A 15,539-nucleotide genomic window follows, 5' to 3' on the forward strand; every position below is an offset into this window, starting at 1 on the left:
CCGCAAGCAGCCGTTTCCAGGCTCCATCCCGTACCCACCGCCCCCAGCGCAGCGAGGACTCTCATGAGCACCGATTTGAAATTCCTGATCGTCGACGACTTCTCGACCATGCGCCGCATCGTGCGCGGTCTGCTGAAGGAAATCGGCTACAACAACGCCGAAGAGGCCGAGGATGGCGCGGTGGCGCTGAACATGCTGAAGAACACGAAGTTCGACTTCGTCGTCAGCGACATCAACATGCCGAACATGAACGGCTTCGAGCTGCTGTCGGCGGTGAAGGCCGACGCGAGCCTGAAGCACCTGCCGGTGCTGATGGTGACGGCCGAGGCGCGCAAGGAAGACATCGTGCGGGCAGCGCAGGACGGCGCGGCCGGCTACATCGTCAAGCCCTTCACGAAGGCCACGCTGGAAGAAAAAGTCCAGAAGATCATGCAGAAGCTGGCCACTGCGGCCTGAGCCTGCACGCCCCAACCGAAGGACGCATCATGAAGATGGACACGATGGCCACCCTGGCCCCCCCGGCCCACCCGACCCCCGCAGCATCGCCCGAGGTCTTCCAGCAACTTGGCGTGATCACGCGCCAGCTGCATGACACGCTGATGCAACTGGGCGTGATGCCCAAGCTGCGGACCGCGGCCGACAACCTGCCGGATGCACGCAGCCGCCTGAACTACATCGCCGAAAAGACCGGCGATGCGGCGAACAAGGTGCTGAACTCGGTCGACCAGGCCAAGCTGGAGCACGCGACGATCGCAGGCGACACGCGCCGCATCGCGGCGGCCATCGTGGCCGACCCGGTGAAGGCCGTGGCCTCGGGCTCGGTGATGAATTTCGTCAGTGACGTCGAAGCCGCGACCGCGCGCATCGACAAGCACCTGACCGACATCATGATGGCGCAGGATTTCCATGACCTGACGGGCCAGGTGGTGGCCAAGGTGGTCGCGCTGGCGTCCGACCTGGAAGACAGCCTGGTCAAGCTGCTGGTGCAGGCGGCGCCACCGGAGCAGGTGCAGAAGGTGGAGTCCTCCATCCTGAATGGGCCGGTGGTCAATCCGGAAGGCCGCACTGACGTGGTCGCCAATCAAGGGGAGGTCGACGACCTCCTGGCCAGCCTCGGGTTCTGAGTTTCACTGCGTGAGGCCGCGCCGGGTCTCGCCCCGGCAGGCGAGTCACTTTCATTTGCCTTGCCAAATGAAAGTAACCAAAGCAAAGGCGCCTCAACCCGAACACCATACGGTTCGTTCTGCACACCTCGGACAACACGGCCACGCCGCTGCCAATCCACCCTGATTGGGATTGCTGAGCTTTCTTCTCCACCCAGCTCGCTGCGCATCGCAAGGTGACGCAGCGCCCGCATTGGCGACGATGCGAAGCGAGGCGCCTGGAGACAGCAAGGCAACAATCCCAATCAAGGCACGAGGTGCAGCGGCGTGGCCGTGTTGTCCGTAGCGGGCCAGAACGAACCGTATGGTTTTCCAGGCGCCTTTGCTTTGGTTACTTTCATTTGGCAAGGCAAATGAAAGTGACTCGCCCGCCGGGGCGAGACCCGGCAGCAGCCTCACGCAGTGAACAGAAGCCTCACTCGCTGCCGACCAGCCCGTTGCGGATCGCATAGACCGTCATCTCCGAGTTGTTGGAAAGCCCGAGCTTCTCCAGCACCCGCGCCCGATAGACGCTCACCGTCTTCGGACTGAGCATCAGCTCCACGGCAATGTCGGACAAGCGCTTGCCCGACGCAATCATCACCAGCGTCTGCAATTCACGGTCCGACAACTTCTCGTGCGCCGCCTCCGTGGACGGCGTCGTCAGGCTCTCGACCAGCATCTGCGCGATCTCGGGCGTCACATACTTGCGCCCCTGCCCCACCGTGCGCACCGCCGCCACGATCGTCGCCGGGTCGCCGCCCTTGTTCACATACCCGAACGCCCCGGCCCTCAGCGCCCGGATCGCGTACTGGTCTTCGGGGTACATCGACACCACCAGCACCCGCATCGTCGAGCCTTCGTCCTTCAGCACGTGCAGCACGTCCAGGCCGCTGCGGCCCGGCAGGTTGATGTCGAGCACCAGCACGTCGCAGCCCCCCGTCGTGCGCAACAACGAACGCAGCTCGGTGTAATCACCAGCCTCGCCGATCACCTCGATGTCCGGGGCGTCCGACAAGGTGTCGCGGATGCCGCGCCGGATCAACGCATGGTCGTCGCACAGAATCACTTTGATCATCAGATGTTCCCCCACACCGTCGGGTCATATGGCGCCGACGGTTCCTCGGCGAGCTCGAAGTCCAGGTCCTCCGTCATCATCTCCAGCGGCACCGACAGGATCAGCGTCGTCCCCGCCGGGCCGCTGCTCAGGTCCACCCAGCCACCCACCGTGCCGGCCCGCTCGTGCAGCCCGCGGATGCCGAACGAGCGCACCTTCGCCAGGTCGTCCTGGTTCAGGCCGCGGCCGTTGTCGCTGATCTCCAGCGACAGCACCCCGCCCGCCAGCGTCAGGTCGATCTGCACATGGCTCGCGTGCGCATGCTTGGTCACGTTGGTCAGCGCCTCCTGCGCCGTGCGGTACGCCACCAGCGGCACGCCGGCCGGCAGCGTCAGGTGGTCGTAGCGACTGCGGAATTCGCAGGCCACGCCGGTGCGCTTCTCGAAACGGCTCGCCATCCACTGCAGCGCCGCCACCAGGCCCTGCTCCAGGATCGCCGGCCGCAGGTTGTGCATCACCCGCTGGCTCGCCTCGATCGCGTGACTCACCGTCTCGAGCGCCGAATTGACCCGCGCCAGCACCTCCGGCGAATCGGAATGCCGCGCAATCCAGGCCAGGTCGAACTTGAGCGCCGTCAACGAGCCGCCGACGTCGTCGTGGATCTCGCGCGCGATCGCCGCCCGCTCCGACTCGACGCTGGTCTGCAGATGCTGCGCCAGCTCGTGCACGCGCTGCTTCTGCTCGCCCAGCTCGCGGTCGGCGCGCTGGCGCGCCAGCAGCAGCTCGTGCGCCTCGACCGAATGCAGAAGCGCCGGCACCAGCCGCGCCAGGTTGTTCTTCAGCAGGTAGTCGCTGGCGCCGTTGCGCATCGCCTCGACCGCGGTGTCTTCGCCGATCTCGCCGGACACCAGGATGAACGGGATGCTGCGCCCGCTCGCCTTCAGCAGGTCGAGCGCCACCAGGCCCGAAAAGCCCGGCAGGTTGTAGTCGGACACGATGATGTCCCACTCCTGCGAAGGCTCCAGCGCCTGCAGGAACTCGACCTCGGAATCGACGCGGATCGCATCGACATCGAGCCCGCCGCGGCGCAGGTGGGCCAGCGTCAGGTGATGGTCGAGCTCCGAATCCTCCAGGTGCAGGAGGCGCAGGCGCTGCTCGGCAAGAGGCGGTGACATGGCCCGCAGTATGCCAAGCAACGGGTTCGCAGGTGCCAACTTCGCACGTTCGCGGGAGCCATTCGAATTGGCGGCACTTTTCACCGGTGATTGAGCTAATGCTTTCCCGCCCCCTGCCGAAAATGCCTGACAGATATCACGCCCTGCGCTGGAGCTCCCCTGCGCAGCGCCCCCCATCCCTCACCTTCGAGCGGAGATTCGGATGCAGATGAACGACGCCAACGATGCCGGCATGCCACCCGCCCCCGCGGGCATGGCACTGCTGGCCGCCGCCGACCTGCAGGACCACCTGATGTCGGCCACCAACGATTTGGAACGCCTTCAGACCCTGCTGGCCGACGCGTGCGACACGCTGATGCAACGCTTCTACGGCGCCTCGGAGCAGATCCGCACGCTGCGCGAGCGTCCCCACTCGGGCGACGAAAGCGACCAGGTGTTCAGCGGTGTCATGCAGGACCTGGGCGGCGCGGTCACCGCGCTGCAGTTCCAGGACATGGCGTCCCAGCTGATCCACCACACCAACCGCCGGTTGCGCAATTGCGTCGACCGGCTGGCCCGCGAGGCCTTCGCGGATGACGAAGACGGTGAGACCGTGGTCGAGGAAGCCCCGTTGCGACCCAACCCGGTGACCCAGGCCGAAATGGACGTCGGTTCCATCGAGTTGTTCTAGGCCGCCCTCAAGACTTCAGTCCACCTACCGAAACAGTTTTCGAGAAATCCGGAGAAACCCATGCATTCCATCCTCGCGGTCGACGATTCCGCCTCCATGCGCCAGATGGTGTCCTTCACGCTGAAGAGCGCCGGCTACAACGTCGTCGAGGCCGTGGACGGCCAGGACGCCTACGAGAAGACGAGCGGTCGCGACTTCGACCTCGTGCTGACCGACCAGAACATGCCCCGCATGGACGGCATCAGCCTGACGAAGAAGCTGCGCGACAACCCGAAGTTCAAGAGCACGCCGATCCTGATCCTGACCACCGAGTCGAGCGACCAGATGAAGCAGGCCGGCCGCAGCGCCGGCGCCACCGGCTGGCTGGTCAAGCCGTTCGATCCGGCCAAGCTGATCGAAGTCATCAAGAAGGTCGTGCGCTGAGCGCCCCGCGCCCACGCCCGCCTTCTTCGCCACCGACAACATAACGACATCCATCCAGGAGCACGCCATGGGCGAGATGACCTCCGAAGGCTCTCAGCTGAGCGCCGGCATTGACCTGAGCCAGTTCTATCAAGTCTTCTTCGAAGAGGCGGGGGAGAACCTCGACCGCATGGAGAAGCTGCTGCTCGACCTCGACATCGAGTCGGCCGACGACGAGGAGCTCAACGCGATCTTCCGTTGCGCCCACTCGATCAAGGGCGGCGCCGCGACCTTCGGCTTCTCCGATGTCGCCGAGCTGACGCACCAGATGGAGACGCTGCTGGACAAGCTGCGCCGCCACGAACTGGTCCCGACCGCGCCGATGGTCGACGTGCTGCTGCAATCGGGCGACGCGCTGCGCGCCCAGCTGGCACGCCACCAGGGCAACGGCGGCGCCGAGCTCGACACGACCGAACTGCTGTTCAACATCCGCGCGATGGTGGCCGGCGAGGCGCCCCCGGCCGCCGTGACCGCCCCTGCCGCCCCGGCCGACAAGCCCAAGGCCGCGTCGTCGTCGGCGATGCCCGCGCCGTCGGCGGCCGGCCATGCCCGCGTGCTCGAGCTGCGCGTCGGCCCGCTGAAGAACCTCGCGGACGCCGACAACCTGGTCGAGCTGTTCAAGGAAATCACCGACCTCGGCACCATCGAGCCGCTGGACAACGGCATGTCGGCCGACGGCATGCGCCGTTTCAAGGTCTGCACCACCAGCAGCGACAGCGACCTGCTGGACCTGTTCACCTTCCACGTGGCACGCGAGCAGGTCTCGCTGCTGCCGCTCGGCCCGGGCTACGGCTTCCACGACGGCGCCCCGGGCGCCCCGGCCGCCGTGGCGCCGAGCGAGGCCGAGCTCGGCTACGGCTTCTTCGACGACGCCCCCGGTGCACCGAACGCCAGCGCGGCGCCGGCCGCCGATGCCGCGCCGGCCGCTGACGCCGGCACCCCGGCCGAGTCCGCCAAGCCCGCCGCGAAGCCTGCGCCCAAGGCCGAGAAGGCCCCGGCCGCCGCGGTCGAGGCCTCGACGCTGCGCGTGTCGGTCGAGAAGGTCGACCAGCTGATCAACCTGGTCGGCGAACTCGTGATCACCCAGGCCATGCTGGCCCAGAACAGCCAGGGCCTGGACCCGGCGCTGTACCAGCAACTCGCCGCCGGCCTCGCCGACCTGGATCGCAACACCCGCGATCTGCAGGAATCGGTGATGTCGATCCGCATGATCCCGATGTCGATGGTGTTCAGCCGCTTCCCGCGCATGCTGCGCGACCTGGCCGCCAAGCTCGGCAAGAAGGTCGACTTCGTGACGCTCGGCGAAGCCACTGAACTGGACAAGGGCCTGGTCGAGAAGATCACCGACCCGCTGACCCACCTGGTGCGCAACAGCTGCGACCACGGCATCGAGACCCCGGCCGAACGCGTCGCCAAGGGCAAGCCCGAGACCGGCACCATCACGCTGAGCGCATCCCACCAGGGCGGCTCGATCGTCATCGAAGTGCGCGACGACGGCCGCGGCCTGTCGCGCGAGAAGCTGCTGAAGAAGGCCCGCGAGCGCGGCATCCCGGCACCCGACTCGATGACCGACCAAGAGGTGTGGGGCCTGATCTTCGCGCCCGGCTTCTCGACCGCCGACGTGGTGACGGACGTGTCCGGCCGCGGCGTCGGCATGGACGTGGTCAAGAAGAACATCACCTCGCTCGGCGGCACCGTCGAGATCGATTCGGCCGAAGGCTACGGCATGCGCGTCTCGGTGCGCCTGCCGCTGACGCTGGCCATCATGGACGGCATGTCGGTGGGCGTCGGCGAAGAGGTCTACATCCTCCCGCTGTCGTCGGTGATCGAATCGTTCCAGGTGCAGCCCGACATGGTCAAGACGATCGGCGGCTCGGGCCGCGTGGTCGAGGTGCGCGACGAGTACATGCCGGTGCTGGAGATGGAGCGCGTCTTCAACGTGCCGCGCTTCGACTTCGAGCACGTCAGCGGGATCATGGTGGTGGTCGAGGCCGAAGGCGGCCGCGTCGCGCTGCTGGTCGACGAGCTGCTCGGGCAGCAGCAGGTCGTCGTGAAGAACCTCGAGGCCAACTACCGCAAGGTCAACGACGTGTCGGGCGCCACCATCATGGGTGACGGCCGGGTCGCGTTGATCCTGGACGTGGGCAGCCTGGTGCGCCGCTCGCGCCACTGAATTCCTCCACAGAGACAGCGGCCCGCGCAAGCGGGCCATTTTCCAGAACAACCGGAGCACGGCCATGAAGTTGAATGACGTCCGCGTCGGGGTCCGCCTGGGCGGCGGCTTTGCCGTCACCCTGGCGCTCCTGTGCCTGATCATGATCGTCGGCGTCTGGCGCCTGAGCACCATCGCCCAGGCCACCCAGCAGATGATGGCCGAGCCGCTCGCCAAGGAACGCCTGGCCGCCGAATGGGCCCGCAACGTGTCGATCGGCGTGACCCGCGGCAAGGCGATCGCCAAGAGCCCGGATGCCACGCTCGAAGCGCTGTTCTCCGACGAGGCCAAGGCCTCGACGGTGCGCGGCAACGAGATCGTCGCGGCGCTGAAGGCCTTCCCGACCACGCCCGCCGAGCAGGTGCTGCTCGACCGCATCGGCGAAACGCGCAAGACCTACCTGGTGGCACGCGACGGGATGATGGCGGCCAAGCGCGCCGGCAACACCGAAGAAGCCACGCGCATCTACGACACCGGTTTCCAGGTCGTCGCGCCGGTCTACGTGGCGGTGATGCAGGCCTATGTCGACTACCAGAAGAAGTCGATCGACGACATGGCGAAGCAGATCGATGCCGACGCGCTGCGCGGCCGCCTGCTGATCGGCGTGACCGGCAGCCTGGCGCTGGTGCTGGGCGCCGTGTTCGCCTGGCTGCTGACGCGCTCGATCACCGTGCCGGTGGCCCAGGCGGCGGCACTCGCCGACGCGGTGGCCGGCGGCGACCTGTCGCGCCGGGTCACGGCCGAGGGCAGCGACGAGATCGCCGGCCTGATGCGCTCGCTCGGCAAGATGAACGCCAGCCTGCACGACATGGTCACGCAGGTGCGGCAATCGGCCGACAGCATCCAGGTCGCGAGCGGCGAAGTCGCCACCGGCAACCAGGACCTGAGCCAGCGCACCGAGCAGACCGCGTCGAACCTGCAGCAGACCGCATCGTCGATGGGCCACCTGACCGGCACCGTCAAGCAGACCGCCGATTCGGCACGCACCGCCAACCAGCTGGCCTCGTCGGCGCAAGGCGCCGCCGGCAAGGGCGGCGAGGTGGTGTCGCAGGTCGTCTCGACGATGAACGACATCCACGCCAGCTCGAAGAAGATCGCCGACATCATCGGCGTGATCGACGGCATCGCGTTCCAGACCAACATCCTGGCGCTGAACGCCGCGGTGGAAGCGGCACGCGCCGGCGAACAGGGCCGAGGCTTCGCGGTCGTCGCCAGCGAAGTGCGCAGCCTGGCCCAGCGCAGCGCGCAGGCCGCCAAGGAGATCAAGAGCCTGATCGACGCGTCGGTCGACAAGGTGGATTCCGGCTCACGCCTGGTGGCGGACGCCGGCCGGTCGATGACCGAGATCGTCGGCTCGGTGCAACGCGTCAGCGACATCATCGGCGAGATCACCTCGGCGGCGTCGGAGCAGAGCGACGGCATCGGCCAGGTCAACACCGCGGTGACCCAGCTCGACCAGATGACGCAGCAGAACGCCGCGCTGGTCGAGGAATCGGCCGCCGCCGCCGAGTCGCTGAAGGAGCAGGCGCTGCGGCTGTCGGGCGTGGTGTCGGTGTTCCGCCTGACGGCCTGACGCGACGCACCTGAAGAACGCGCGCCAGCGCCGTCGTCCCTTTCATCCCAGGAGCGCTGCATGCAGTTCAGTTTTCGCAACGCCCGCATCGGCACCCGGCTCGGGCTGGTCTTCAGCCTGCTGGTGCTGCTGATGGTGCTGGCCACCGGCTACAGCGCGATCAAGCTGAAGCAGACCACGTCGACGCTGAAGCACCTGTCGGCCATCGAATGGCAGACGACGCAGCTGGCGCGCGACTGGAATGCGCAGGCCGCGATGAACACGCTGCGTGCCACCACCAATGCGCGGCTCGGCACCGGCGAGTTCTCCGACGAGCTGACGAAGCAGTCGAAGGCCACCTCGGCCGCGAACGCCGAGACGATCAGGAAGATCGAGGCGCTGGTGTCCGACCCCGAGATGAAGGCGCTGTTCGACAAGGCGGTGACGGCGCGCAAGGTCGCGCTCGCGTTCGACCCGCAGCTCGACACGCTGAAGAACAGCGGCGACTTCGTCGCGCTCGAATCGCTGCTGGCCGGCGACTACGACAAGACCCGCAAGGCCTACCAGGCCGCCGTCGATGAACTCGCGGCGCTGGCCACGGCCCGCGCCGCGGCCGCCGAGGAACATGCCGAGACCGGTACCAGCCTGGCCGCCACCGTGGTCGGCGTGCTGGTGCTGGTGTGCGTCGGCGTCGCCGGCGGCTTCGGCTGGTGGCTGACGCGCTCGATCGCCGCGCCGATCGGCGAGGCCGTGCGCCATGCCCGCGCGATCGCCGAGGGCGACCTGTCGCAGACGCTGTCGGTGCAGGCCGGCGGTGAAGCCGGCGAACTCGCCCGTGCGCTGGCCGACATGCAGGCTTCGCTGCGCCGGCTGGTCGGCGAGGTGCGCAGCAGCACCGACAGCATCACGACCGCGAGCGCCGAGATCGCGACCGGCAACCAGGATTTGAGCGTGCGCACCGAGCAGACCGCGTCGAACCTGCAGCAAGCGGCTTCGTCGATGGAGCAGCTCACCGGCACCGTCAAGCAGAGCGTCGACTCGGCCCGCCAGGCCAACCAGATGGCCTCGTCGGCCGCCGAGGTCGCCGCCCGCGGCGGCACGGTCGTTGCCCAGGTCGTCACGACGATGAACGAGATCAACGCCAGCTCGAAGAAGATCAGCGACATCATCGGCGTGATCGACGGCATCGCGTTCCAGACCAACATCCTGGCGCTGAACGCCGCGGTGGAAGCGGCGCGTGCCGGCGAGCAGGGCCGCGGCTTCGCGGTCGTCGCGAGCGAAGTGCGCAGCCTGGCGCAGCGCAGCGCGCAGGCCGCCAAGGAGATCAAGGGCCTGATCGGCGCCAGCGTCGACCGCGTCGAAGCCGGCTCGCGCCTGGTGGCGGACGCCGGCAAGACGATGCAGGAGATCGTCGGCTCGGTGCAGCGCGTCAGCCACATCATCGGCGAGATCACCACCGCATCGTCCGAGCAGAGCGATGGCATCGGCAGCGTCAACGCCGCCGTCACCCAGCTCGACCAGATGACGCAGCAGAACTCGGCGCTCGTCGAAGAGAGCGCCGCCGCGGCCGAGAGCCTGAGAGACCAGGCGCAGCGCCTGTCGCAGGCCGTCGGCGCGTTCCGCCTCGAAGCACGGCACTGAGCCGCTCACCCTCTCTACCGGACGCAACATCATGCGCATTCAAGACCTCCGCATCGGCACCCGCATCTGGTTCGCCGTCGGCACCTTCATCGTCGCGCTGCTGGCGCTGATCGCCTTCGCCGCGTGGCGCTCGGCGCAGGTGCAGGCTGTCTCCGACGAGGCGCTGGCGCTGTCGGAAACCAAGATCCGCACGGCCGCCCGCTGGGCCGGCCTGACCGAGGCCGCGGTGTCGCGCGCCCAGGCCGGCGCGATCAGCAGCGATCCGTCGGTGCGCGTCGCGTTCAAGGAGATCAACGAGAAGGCCATCGCGCAGATCACCGAGCTGCAGAAGCAGCTGAAGGAGCTGCCGCAGACCGACGCCGAGACGCAGCAGATGGCGAAGATCGCCGTCGACCGCAAGGTCGTGCTCGACACCTCGGCCGAGATCACGAAGAAGAAGGAAGGCGGCGACCCGGACGGCGCCCGCGCGCTGGCGATGGGCGGCTTCGCGCAGGCCGTCGACACCTACATGCAATCGCTGCGTGGCTTCGTCGCGCTGCAGGAGCAGTCGGCCCAGGCCACGCGCGAACGGCTGTCGGCCGAGCGCCGCAAGACGGTGACGGTGGCGGCCGGCGTGGTCGGGCTGATCATCCTCGGCGCGCTGTTCGGCACCTTCGCGCTGGTCGGCTCGATCCGCCGCCCGCTGGGCGAGGCGATCGCGCTGGCCGACTCGATCGCCGGTGGCGACCTGAGCCCGCGCGCCGCCGTGACCCGCGGCGACGAGATGGGCGACCTGATGCGCGCGCTGCAGACGATGACGGCCGCGCTCGGCCGCGTCGTGCAGCAAGTGCACACCGCCAGCGACAGCATCCGCACCGCCAGCACCGAGATCGCCAGCGGCAACCAGGACCTGAGCGCCCGCACCGAACAAACCGCCTCCAGCCTGCAACAGACCGCGTCGTCGATGGAGCAGCTGACGGGTACCGTCAAGCAGAGCGCCGATTCGGCGCGCCAGGCCAATCAGCTCGCGTCGTCGGCAGCGGAAGTCGCGGCGCGCGGCGGCTCGGTCGTCTCGCAGGTCGTCACGACGATGGACGAGATCAATGCATCGTCGAAGAAGATCAACGACATCATCGGCGTGATCGATGGCATCGCGTTCCAGACCAACATCCTGGCGTTGAACGCGGCCGTCGAAGCGGCCCGCGCCGGCGAACAGGGCCGCGGTTTCGCGGTCGTCGCCAGCGAAGTGCGCAGCCTCGCGCAGCGCAGCGCCGATGCGGCCAAGGAAATCAAGGCGCTGATCGGCGCCAGCGTCGACCGCGTCGAGGCCGGCTCACGCCTGGTGGCCGATGCCGGCAAGACGATGAGCGAGATCGTCGGCTCGGTGCAGCGCGTCAGCGACATCATCGGCGAGATCACCGCCGCGTCGTCCGAACAGAGCGACGGCATCGGCCAGATCAACACCGCGGTCACCCAGCTCGACCAGATGACGCAGCAGAACTCGGCGCTGGTTGAAGAAAGCGCCGCCGCGGCCGAAAGCCTGAAGGACCAGGCCGCGCGCCTGGCGCAGGCGGTCGGCAGCTTCCGGCTCGCCGCGCACTGAGCACCTGCCCTTCCCTGTTCCTGCCCCTGTTCCCGCCCCTGAACCTGTCCTGCTCCACCCGAGGTTCCCCATGCTCAACCTGTCCTTCAAACGCAAGATCGGCCTGCTGGTCGGCGCGTCGATCCTCGCGCTGATCCTGCTGACCGTCGCGTCGAGCCTGCGCATGCGCAGCCAGATCGTCGAAGGGCGCAAGGGCCAGCTGGTGACGGCGGTCGAGGCGGCCTACAACATCGCCGCCGGCTTCGAGGCCAAGGCCACGGCCGGCACGATGAGCAAGGAAGACGCGCAGAAGGCAGCCCGGGACGCGATCCGCGTGGCCCGCTACGGCGCCGAGGCGAAGGACTACCTCTACATCTTCTCGATGGACGGTGCCGCGGTGATGCACCCGCTGAAGCCGGAGTGGGACGGCCAGCCGATGATCGGCAAGGTCAAGGACAGCAAGGGCCTGGACATCATCCAGGGCGAGATCGACGTGCTGCGCGCCAGCAAGGACGGCCGCGCCTACCTGATGACCGACTTCCCGCGCCCCGGCAAGACCGAATCGGTGCCCAAGCTGATGTACGTGATGCAGCTGAAGAACTGGGGCTGGCTGGTCGGCTCGGGCCTGTACATGGACGACGTCGACGTGCAGGTGCGCGAGACCGCGGTGCAGGGCCTGCTGGTCACGCTGCTGATCCTGGCCGGCATCGGCGCGCTCGGCGTCGTGATCGCCCGCAGCGTGCTGCGCCAGATCGGCGGCGAGCCGAGCGAGGCGATGGCGGTGATGGGCGAGGTCGCGCGCGGCAACCTGGCGGTCGACCTGAGCCAGTCGGTGCCGGGCAGCCTGCTCGATTCGCTGTCGACGATGGTGCGCTCGCTGCGCACGACGGTGAGCCAGGTGCGCCAGAGCACCGACAGCATCTCGACCGCATCGGGCGAGATCGCGACCGGCAACCAGGACCTGAGCGCCCGCACCGAGCAGACCGCGAGCAACCTGCAGCAGGCCGCGTCGTCGATGGAGCAGCTGACCGGCACCGTCAAGCAGAGTGCCGACTCGGCGCGCCAGGCCAATCAACTCGCGTCGTCGGCGGCTGAAGTCGCGGCGCGCGGCGGTTCGGTGGTCTCGCAGGTCGTCACGACGATGAACGAGATCAATGCCTCGTCGAAGAAGATCAGCGACATCATCGGCGTGATCGACGGCATCGCGTTCCAGACCAACATCCTGGCGCTGAACGCCGCGGTGGAAGCGGCGCGTGCCGGCGAACAGGGCCGCGGTTTCGCGGTCGTCGCGAGCGAAGTGCGCAGCCTCGCGCAGCGCAGCGCGCAGGCCGCCAAGGAGATCAAGGGCCTGATCGGCGCCAGCGTCGACCGCGTCGAAGCCGGTTCGCGCCTGGTGGCCGATGCCGGCAAGACGATGAGCGAGATCGTCGGCTCGGTGCAGCGCGTCAGCGACATCATCGGCGAGATCACCGCCGCATCGTCCGAGCAGAGCGATGGCATCAGCCAGGTCAATCAATCCGTGACCCAGCTCGACCAGATGACGCAGCAGAACGCCGCGCTGGTCGAGGAATCGGCTGCAGCCGCCGAGAGCCTGCGCGACCAGGCGAAGCGCCTGGCCTCGGTGGTGGCGACCTTCCGGCTGGAAGCGGGCGAGAGCCTGATGCTGCAGCCCGCTGCCGCAGTGAGCACGTCGGTCGTGAAGCCGGCCGCAAAACCGGCTGCGCCAGCTCACAAGCCCGCTGCCTTCAAGCCCGCCGCCACGAAGGCCGCCGCGCCGGCCCGCTCCGCACCGAGCGCCGTCATCGCAGCCGCACCCGCCCCGCGCGCCGAACCCAAACCCGCACCGGCCGCCAGCAAGGCGGCGGCCAGCGCCGCCCCGAGCGACGACTGGGAAACCTTTTGAATCTCCACACGCCATGAACCTGAACAACCTCAGCATCCGCACCAAGCTGATCGGCGGCTTCGGCCTGGTCCTCGCGATCGCGCTGCTGCAAAGCCTGCTGGCGATCACGCGCCTGGGCCACGTCAACGCGAATGCCGCGGACATCGCCTCCAACTGGCTGCCCAGCGTGCGTGCGCTCGGTGAACTGAACAGCGATCTCGCGTCGTACCGCGTGGTGCGGCTGCGCCTCGCGCTGATCGACACCTCGCTCGAGGTCGAGCCGATCGAGGCCTCGCTGAAGAAGGTGGAGGGCAACTTCGAGACCCACCGAGCCGCTTACCAGGCGATGGTCAGCTCGCCGGAAGAGAAGGCCTTGTACGAGCAGTTCACGCAGCAGTGGAAGAGCTACCAGGCGATCGGTCCCGAGCTGCTGCGCATGGCCAAGGAAATGGACACCGCCGGCATCAAGAAGCTGTTGAACGGACCGGGCGGCCAGTCGTACACCGACGCCCGTGCGCTGCTCGTCAAGCTGGTCGAGCTGAACAACGCCGGCAGCACGGCCGCCGCCGCCGATGGCCAGAAGACCTATGAATCGTCGCGCACGATGTTGATCGCCGGGCTGGTCGTGATGACCGCACTCGGCCTCGCGATCGCCTGGTTGCTGTCGGGCGGCCTGGCCCGCGCCGCGGCGCAGGCGGTGGCCGATGCGAACCGCATCGCCGACGGCGACCTGAGCCAGCCGATCCAGGCGACCGGCAGCGACGAGATGGGCCAGCTGCTGAAGGCGCTCGGCGACATGCAGGACAAGCTGCGCGGCATCGTCGGTGGCGTGCGCCAGAACGCCGATGGCGTGGCCACGGCCAGCGCGCAGATCGCGCAAGGCAACAACGACCTGAGCAGCCGCACCGAACAGCAGGCGAGCGCGCTCGAGGAGACGGCCGCGTCGATGGAGCAGCTGTCGAGCACCGTCAAGCAGAACGCCGACAACGCCCGCCAGGCCAACCAGCTGGCGATGAGTGCGTCGAGCGTCGCGGTGTCCGGCGGCGAGGTGGTCAACCGTGTCGTCGACACGATGAAGGGCATCAACGACTCGTCGCGCCGCATCTCCGACATCATCGGCGTGATCGACGGCATCGCGTTCCAGACCAACATCCTGGCGCTGAATGCCGCGGTGGAAGCGGCGCGTGCCGGCGAGCAGGGCCGTGGCTTCGCGGTGGTGGCCGCCGAGGTGCGCAGCCTGGCGCAGCGCAGCGCCGATGCTGCCAAGGAGATCAAGACGCTGATCTCGACCAGTGTCGAGCGGGTCGAGCAGGGCACCGCGCTGGTCGACGAAGCCGGCACGACGATGGCCGAGGTGGTGGCGTCGATCCGCCGCGTGACGGACATCATGGGCGAGATCACGTCGGCGAGCGTCGAGCAGTCGGCCGGCGTCAGCCAGGTCGGCGAGGCGGTCACGCAGATGGACCGGGCGACGCAGCAGAACGCGGCGCTGGTCGAGGAAAGCGCGGCCGCGGCCGAGAGCCTGAAGGGGCAGGCGGCGCAGTTGCTGGCGAACGTCGCGGTGTTCAAGCTGTCGGCGGGGGGTGTCGCTGGGCCGGCAGCGGTGCCGGTCTTCCACGCGGCGAAGCCGGTGGTCGCGGCGGCGCGGCCGGCCCCGGCGCCGAAGGCGGTCGCGAAGGCCCCGGTGCCGGTGGCTGCCAGGCCTGCGGTCGAGCCGGCCTCGGCCCCGGCCCCGCGTCCGGCGCTGGCCGCCGCGACGGCAGGTGCCGACGATTGGGAAACGTTCTGATCGTCCGAGCCGCCCGCCCGCGGGGGGCTTTCGCTCACTGCGTGGCATTGCCGGGTCTCGCCCCGGCGGGCGAGTCACTTTCATTTGCCTTGCCAAATGAAAGTAACGGCGGTTTCAAAGCCCAAGTGCAACAGTGGGTTGAAGTGCGCGGCTGGCGTCGAAGGCTGACTCGAAGAAGACCTCGGAGGGAGTGCGCCAACCGAGGGATTTACGAGGTCGAGTGTTGAGGTCCCAAGCGGTGTGGTCGAGCTCTCGTTGAGAGAACACGCTCAGATCGGAGCCCTTGGGCAGGAACTCACGGATCAGCCCGTTGGTGTTCTCGTTGATGCCCCGCTGCCAGGGGCTGTGGGGATCGGCGAAGTAGATCTTCAGGCCCGTGCTCTCGGCCAGCTTCTT

General features: G+C 68.0%; 13 protein-coding genes. 10 read left to right on the forward strand and 3 right to left on the reverse strand.

All coding sequences use genetic code 11. From position 1 onward, the window contains the following. Positions 1-63 precede the first annotated feature (63 nt). The gene (cheY, locus tag BUE42_RS29985) at positions 64-456 is read left to right on the forward strand and encodes a chemotaxis response regulator CheY (RefSeq protein WP_073468949.1); all 393 of its coding nucleotides are present in this window, start codon (positions 64-66) and stop codon (positions 454-456) included. A 29-nt stretch (positions 457-485) separates the two neighbouring features. Beyond that, entirely contained in the window at positions 486-1,124 is a 639-nt protein-coding gene (locus BUE42_RS29990; RefSeq protein ID WP_073468951.1) for a protein phosphatase CheZ, read from the forward strand. A 454-nt stretch (positions 1,125-1,578) separates the two neighbouring features. On the opposite strand, the gene BUE42_RS29995 is transcribed toward BUE42_RS29990, so the two are convergent. Then, a complete protein-coding gene (locus BUE42_RS29995; protein ID WP_073468953.1) occupies positions 1,579-2,220 on the reverse strand; it encodes a response regulator in 642 nt (213 codons plus the stop codon). Beyond that, positions 2,220-3,374 (reverse strand): hybrid sensor histidine kinase/response regulator, encoded by a 1,155-nt coding sequence (locus BUE42_RS30000; RefSeq protein ID WP_073468955.1) that lies wholly within the window; start codon positions 3,372-3,374, stop codon positions 2,220-2,222. The genes BUE42_RS29995 and BUE42_RS30000 overlap by 1 nt, the downstream gene beginning before the upstream one ends. Before the next feature lie 202 nt (positions 3,375-3,576). Between BUE42_RS30000 and BUE42_RS30005 the strand changes: the two genes are divergently transcribed. From BUE42_RS30005 to BUE42_RS30040, 8 genes are all read left to right on the forward strand, one after another. After that, the gene (locus BUE42_RS30005; protein WP_073468972.1) at positions 3,577-4,044 is read left to right on the forward strand and encodes a hypothetical protein; all 468 of its coding nucleotides are present in this window, start codon (positions 3,577-3,579) and stop codon (positions 4,042-4,044) included. A gap of 60 nt (positions 4,045-4,104) precedes the next feature. Then, the gene (locus BUE42_RS30010; RefSeq protein ID WP_047511098.1) at positions 4,105-4,467 is read left to right on the forward strand and encodes a response regulator; all 363 of its coding nucleotides are present in this window, start codon (positions 4,105-4,107) and stop codon (positions 4,465-4,467) included. Between the two features lie 67 nt (positions 4,468-4,534). Beyond that, a complete protein-coding gene (locus tag BUE42_RS30015) occupies positions 4,535-6,679 on the forward strand; it encodes a chemotaxis protein CheA (RefSeq protein WP_073468990.1) in 2,145 nt (714 codons plus the stop codon). A 64-nt stretch (positions 6,680-6,743) separates the two neighbouring features. Next, a complete protein-coding gene (locus BUE42_RS30020; protein WP_073468994.1) occupies positions 6,744-8,291 on the forward strand; it encodes a methyl-accepting chemotaxis protein in 1,548 nt (515 codons plus the stop codon). A gap of 60 nt (positions 8,292-8,351) precedes the next feature. Then, on the forward strand, positions 8,352-9,911 hold the full coding sequence (locus BUE42_RS34225; RefSeq protein ID WP_073468996.1) for a methyl-accepting chemotaxis protein: 1,560 nt from the start codon (positions 8,352-8,354) through the stop codon (positions 9,909-9,911). Between the two features lie 31 nt (positions 9,912-9,942). Beyond that, positions 9,943-11,493 carry a methyl-accepting chemotaxis protein gene (locus BUE42_RS34025; RefSeq protein WP_073468998.1) on the forward strand — a complete coding sequence of 517 codons (1,551 nt, stop codon included), beginning with the start codon at positions 9,943-9,945 and terminating at the stop codon, positions 11,491-11,493. A gap of 70 nt (positions 11,494-11,563) precedes the next feature. After that, a complete protein-coding gene (locus BUE42_RS30035; protein WP_073469000.1) occupies positions 11,564-13,375 on the forward strand; it encodes a methyl-accepting chemotaxis protein in 1,812 nt (603 codons plus the stop codon). Positions 13,376-13,388: 13 nt separating this feature from the next. Then, positions 13,389-15,143, forward strand: a complete 1,755-nt coding sequence (locus tag BUE42_RS30040; protein ID WP_073469002.1) for a methyl-accepting chemotaxis protein — start codon at positions 13,389-13,391, stop codon at positions 15,141-15,143. A 114-nt stretch (positions 15,144-15,257) separates the two neighbouring features. Here the strand turns inward: BUE42_RS30040 and BUE42_RS30045 are convergent. Beyond that, positions 15,258-15,539: IS30 family transposase (locus tag BUE42_RS30045; protein ID WP_143171846.1), on the reverse strand; the 282-nt coding region annotated here is incomplete at its 5' end.

Source organism: Rhizobacter sp. OV335 (assembly GCF_900142965.1).
In the GTDB taxonomy this organism is placed as follows: Bacteria; Pseudomonadota; Gammaproteobacteria; order Burkholderiales; family Burkholderiaceae_C; genus Rhizobacter.

What these genes read in the sequence shown, in the direction of transcription:
- cheY (WP_073468949.1), top strand. Translation starts at nt 64, where the DNA reads ATGAGCACCGATTTGAAATTCCTGATCGTCGACGACTTCTCGACCATG.
- BUE42_RS29990 (WP_073468951.1), top strand. Translation starts at nt 486, where the DNA reads ATGAAGATGGACACGATGGCCACCCTGGCCCCCCCGGCCCACCCGACC.
- BUE42_RS29995 (WP_073468953.1), bottom strand. Translation starts at nt 2,220, where the DNA reads ATGATCAAAGTGATTCTGTGCGACGACCATGCGTTGATCCGGCGCGGC.
- BUE42_RS30000 (WP_073468955.1), bottom strand. Translation starts at nt 3,374, where the DNA reads ATGTCACCGCCTCTTGCCGAGCAGCGCCTGCGCCTCCTGCACCTGGAG.
- BUE42_RS30005 (WP_073468972.1), top strand. Translation starts at nt 3,577, where the DNA reads ATGCAGATGAACGACGCCAACGATGCCGGCATGCCACCCGCCCCCGCG.
- BUE42_RS30010 (WP_047511098.1), top strand. Translation starts at nt 4,105, where the DNA reads ATGCATTCCATCCTCGCGGTCGACGATTCCGCCTCCATGCGCCAGATG.
- BUE42_RS30015 (WP_073468990.1), top strand. Translation starts at nt 4,535, where the DNA reads ATGGGCGAGATGACCTCCGAAGGCTCTCAGCTGAGCGCCGGCATTGAC.
- BUE42_RS30020 (WP_073468994.1), top strand. Translation starts at nt 6,744, where the DNA reads ATGAAGTTGAATGACGTCCGCGTCGGGGTCCGCCTGGGCGGCGGCTTT.
- BUE42_RS34225 (WP_073468996.1), top strand. Translation starts at nt 8,352, where the DNA reads ATGCAGTTCAGTTTTCGCAACGCCCGCATCGGCACCCGGCTCGGGCTG.
- BUE42_RS34025 (WP_073468998.1), top strand. Translation starts at nt 9,943, where the DNA reads ATGCGCATTCAAGACCTCCGCATCGGCACCCGCATCTGGTTCGCCGTC.
- BUE42_RS30035 (WP_073469000.1), top strand. Translation starts at nt 11,564, where the DNA reads ATGCTCAACCTGTCCTTCAAACGCAAGATCGGCCTGCTGGTCGGCGCG.
- BUE42_RS30040 (WP_073469002.1), top strand. Translation starts at nt 13,389, where the DNA reads ATGAACCTGAACAACCTCAGCATCCGCACCAAGCTGATCGGCGGCTTC.